The 4399-nt window shown below is 42.4% G+C and carries 4 protein-coding genes; 1 reads left to right on the forward strand and 3 read right to left on the reverse strand.

Going from position 1 to position 4399, the window contains the following annotated elements; all coding sequences use genetic code 11:
• A partial coding sequence (locus PX636_RS02660; protein ID WP_288116147.1) for an ABC-F family ATP-binding cassette domain-containing protein occupies positions 1 to 832 on the reverse strand: 832 nt, incomplete at its 3' end.
• A gap of 135 nt (positions 833 to 967) precedes the next feature.
• Between PX636_RS02660 and PX636_RS02665 the strand changes: the two genes are divergently transcribed.
• Entirely contained in the window at positions 968 to 2611 is a 1644-nt protein-coding gene (locus PX636_RS02665; protein ID WP_288116148.1) for a CocE/NonD family hydrolase, read from the forward strand.
• On the opposite strand, the gene PX636_RS02670 is transcribed toward PX636_RS02665, so the two are convergent.
• Together PX636_RS02670 and PX636_RS02675 are read right to left on the reverse strand one after the other, a co-directional pair.
• Positions 2594 to 3169, reverse strand: a complete 576-nt coding sequence (locus tag PX636_RS02670; RefSeq protein WP_002788923.1) for an Alr1449 family protein — start codon at positions 3167 to 3169, stop codon at positions 2594 to 2596. The two genes, PX636_RS02665 and PX636_RS02670, sit on opposite strands and share 18 nt — an antisense overlap.
• A 110-nt stretch (positions 3170 to 3279) precedes the next feature.
• Entirely contained in the window at positions 3280 to 4239 is a 960-nt protein-coding gene (locus PX636_RS02675) for an aldo/keto reductase (RefSeq protein WP_002795736.1), read from the reverse strand.
• Positions 4240 to 4399 lie beyond the last annotated feature (160 nt).

Consider the following 4399-nt stretch of genomic DNA (forward strand, 5'->3'; position numbering starts at 1 on the left):
GGAACCGATCCACGAAAGCTTGCTGTTTTTCTAGTTCTTTTTGCTGACGTTCGTAGGCACTTAACTGAGTAGATTGTTGTTCGTATTTTTGCTGTAGGTAGGCAGAATAATTACCTAAATAAGTGGTAGAAACTCCCCTTTCAGTTTCGACAATTTTGGTACAGAGACGATCGAGAAATTCCCGGTCGTGGGAAACTATGACCATGGGAGTAGTTAAATCCTTGAGGAATTTTTCTAACCATTCAATGGTTTCTAAGTCTAAATGGTTAGTCGGTTCATCGAGGAGTAAAATATCGGGAGTTTGCAGGAGAATTTTACCTAAACTCATCCGCATTTGCCAACCACCACTAAAGGAACTTACCAAGCGATCGCCGTCATCAATAGTAAAGCCCATTTCTGGTAAAATTTTCTCGATGCGCGCTTCTAATCCGTAACCATCTAACGCTTCAAATTGTCTTTGTAGGCGATCCAATTGATGAATTAAGCGATCTAATTCTTCGGGATCAGCTTTTTCCATGCGCTGGGGAATTTCTATTAGTTGATGGTGGACTTGATTCGCTTCTTGAAACACCGTCCAAAATTCCTCCCGTACCGTCCGACGGGGATCCACTTCAAATTCTTGGGTAAGATAGCCGATATGGAGACTGGTAGGACGGATGATCTCCCCGGCGGTGGGTTCCACTTCCCCCATAATAATTTTCAGCTGGGTGGATTTTCCGGCCCCATTGACTCCCACCAACCCGATGCGATCGCCAGTTTTTACTTCCCAAGTGACATCTTTTAACACTTCTCCCGTCGGGTAAATCTTACTAATTCTCTCTAGTCGTAGCATCGCTGATTTTTCTCCAGTCCTAGGCAGTTGAGGCAGTCCGCCTCTATTGTAACATTTAGTTAAGCTTTATCTGGTCTTGGTCAAGTTTTCTCGATTGAGCCACCCGACAGTATTTTTGATCTGAAAGAGATAATAATGTTTAATCCCTACCCCATAAAAAAAGAAACGGCTAGTTTAATCACCAGAGATGGAATTAGTTTAGTTGCCGATATTTATCGTCCCGATAGTAGGGAATCTTTGCCCATTTTACTAATGCGACAACCCTACGGAAAAGCGATCGCTTCTACGGTGGTTTATGCCCATCCTAGCTGGTATGCACGTCAGGGTTATATTGTGGTAATTCAGGATGTCCGGGGACGGGGAAACTCGACGGGAAATTTTAATTTATTTGCCCATGAAATTAGGGACGGATTAGAAACCATTGAATGGGTTTTAACTATTCCTAATAATACGGGTGTGGTGGGAATGTATGGTTTTTCCTATCAGGGAATGACTCAATTATACGCCGCTACTAATGGTCATGCTGCTTTAAAAACTATTTGCCCAGCAATGATCGCTCACGATTTATATCGAGATTGGGGCTATGAAAATGAAGCATTTAATTTACAATATAATCTCGCTTGGGCAATACAATTAGCGGCGGAAACAGCTAGATTAAAAGGGGACGAAACTGCCTATCAAAAACTCTGGGTAGCTTCCCGAAATTTACCCCTTTTTGATCCTATTGCTGCCTCTCCCCAAATTCTGCAAGATTTAGCCGCCGATTCTTTTTATCACGAGTGGATTACTCGTTATCTTCCCGATGAATATTGGCAAAAATTATCCCCGCAAAACCTGTTAAAAAATATCGATTTACCGATGTTACATATCGGAGGTTGGTTCGATCCTCATCTCCGGGGAACTTTGGGTTTATACCAAGAAATGCAAGCGCGTTCTATCTATCCCCAACAGCTAATTATTGGTGCTTGGACTCATCTACCCTGGGGGAGAAAAGTAGGAGAGATAGATTATGGTCAACAGGCAATTAGTCCTGTGGATAAAATGCAGCTGCAATGGTTTGATTATTTCTTAAAAGGTCAGGAAACGGAGTTATTAAAAAATCCTCCTATGTATCTATTTCAAATGGGGTCTAATCAATGGCAATATCTGGAGCAGTTTCCCAGAGAACATCAGCAAATTTATTATCTTGCTAGTCAAGGTTTAGCCAATCTGCGCGAGGATGAGGGGAAATTAAGCGCGATTTTGTTAGAACCTGCGATCGAGGATACCATCGTTCACGATCCTTGGCGACCGGTCCCATCTTTAGGAGGTCATAGCGCCCTACCGGGGGGAATATTCGACCGCACTATGCTAGACTGTCGCAGTGATGTGATTACCTACACTTCTCCCCCCCTAGAGAAAGATTTAACGATTTTGGGTAGTCCCCGTCTGGATTGTTATTGTCAAGCAGATGCGGTTAGTTTCGATATCTGCGCGGTGGTTTCTCAAGTTACCCCCGATGGTCGGGTTTTTAATATCACTCAGGGTTATAAACGGGTAAATAATCCCGAATCGCCCCTAAATATTGCCCTACAGGCCACTTTTATCACTATTCCTCAAGGTCATAGCTTGCGTTTAAGTCTGAGTGCCTCTTGCTTTCCTGCACATCCCGTCAATGCGGGGACCGGCAGCTATCCCCACCAGAGTCGAGCGATCAATTTTTCTATTATCACAATTAAGGTTTTTTGTCAAGGAAATTTTCCTGCAAAATTGCTATTACCTTTAGTCGGGGAAAGCTAAACCGCTGCGGGGATCACGAATGTATAAACCTAACACCAGCGAGGAGATAACCGTATCCCAGACGGGGGTGAATTTGTCCGCATCATCGACCCAATAATCCATAGTAATTAAACATTGAACCCCAGAACCAATACCCACGGCAATGCGCGAATAAGCGGGACGATTTTCTTGGGGGTCGATGAATTGAATTTGCACCCAAACAATGCGCGCAGTTTGGCGTTTTTCTTGGATAACTTCGCCGATTTCGTGAGGATTGCGGCTATCTTCACGAGCTAATTTTTTGACCATTCCTTTCAGGGGTAATTCTTTCCAATCTCCGGGGGGAAGTAAATTATAGGAAACCTCTAAACGACAATCATCATCGGGGGGTTTTCTATCTAAAAAACGAAAGGAATTATCATCGGGTTCAAAATGCCAATCTTGAGGAACTTCAAAGCGAACTGCACCGCGACCAGCTACAAAAATACTGTTACCCGGACTAGATTTCCAGTTATGATCTGGATTTAAATCGAGGGTTTCTTTGATCCATTGCAGATTGTGTTTTTTGGATTTAGCCATAGGTATAATCCTGCGATAAGAATCGGACTATAGCTGTCATTATACAGGCTTTTTCCTGAGAATTAACCAAAACTTCTATCCTCACCCTTAGGATAACTGCTGCATAATTTTTAGAAATCCCACAGCACGGGATTATCATCCAAGAAATCAGTTACCTGTTTACCAATATTATCAATTAATTTTAGGTCTTCTGGGGTTAAATTAATTGTCATTGCTTGAGCGTTATTAACTGCTTGAGCGGCATTTCTTACCCCAGCAATTGCATTAGTTTGGGGTTGCTTAATTAACCAAGCCAGAGATAATTGAGCTAGGGAACAACTATAGCGGTTAGCAATCGGTTCTAATTGAGTTAAAGCCGCTTGTACCCTCTGAAAGTTTTCGCCATGAAAGAGTTTATTTTTAATTCTATGGTCTTCCGCTGCCAACTGATAACCGTTTCTAAATTTTCCTGTTAATAAACCTTGGGCAAGGGGAGAATAGGCTAGAATAGAAATATTATTGTCTATACAATAGGGCATAATTTCCTTTTCTACCGAGCGCCAAAAGAGAGAATAGGGAGGTTGAATACTCTCAATTCTGCCGTATTGACCAGCTTCTTCCAGTTGAGAGCGGGAGAAATTGGAAACCCCTATAGCGCGAATTTTTCCCTGTGCTTTCAGATAATTAAGAGCGGCCATAGTTTCAGAAATAGGCACTATTTCCGTGTTCCATGAGCCACTAGGCCAATGAATTTGGTAAAGATCGATATAATCAGTTTGGAGGTTTTTTAAAGAGCGATGGCAAGCTGCGATAACTTGCTCATATTTGAGGTGATTAGCAAAAACTTTTGTGGCATAAATTACCTGTTCTCGCACATCGGCTAAAGCTTGAGCGACAATCAATTCCGAGTGACCTTCCCCGTAGATTTCGGCTGTATCTACAGTGGTAATTCCTGCCTCAAAAGCGGCACGAATGGCTTTAATACTTTCCTCATCTTCAATACCTGCCCACATCTTTTTTCCTGCTTGCCAAGTACCCACGAGAAGGGGAGTAATTTCTATATTAGTCTGACCGAGATAGCGTTTTTGCATAACAGTTTTTTGATGGGTTAAGTATGCTTAGGGTTTTAGTCGGGTTTAGGGCTGAAAATCCCAGCTAAAGACGACTAAGGTGACAAGGATAAAAACTTTTACCGGTAGGGGTGTAAAGAACAAACTTAATAAGCCACAAAAAAGACCTAATAAGCGGGTA

Origin of the sequence: Microcystis sp. M53598_WE2 (assembly GCF_030067735.1) — a bacterium.
Classification (GTDB): domain Bacteria; phylum Cyanobacteriota; class Cyanobacteriia; order Cyanobacteriales; family Microcystaceae; genus Microcystis; species Microcystis aeruginosa.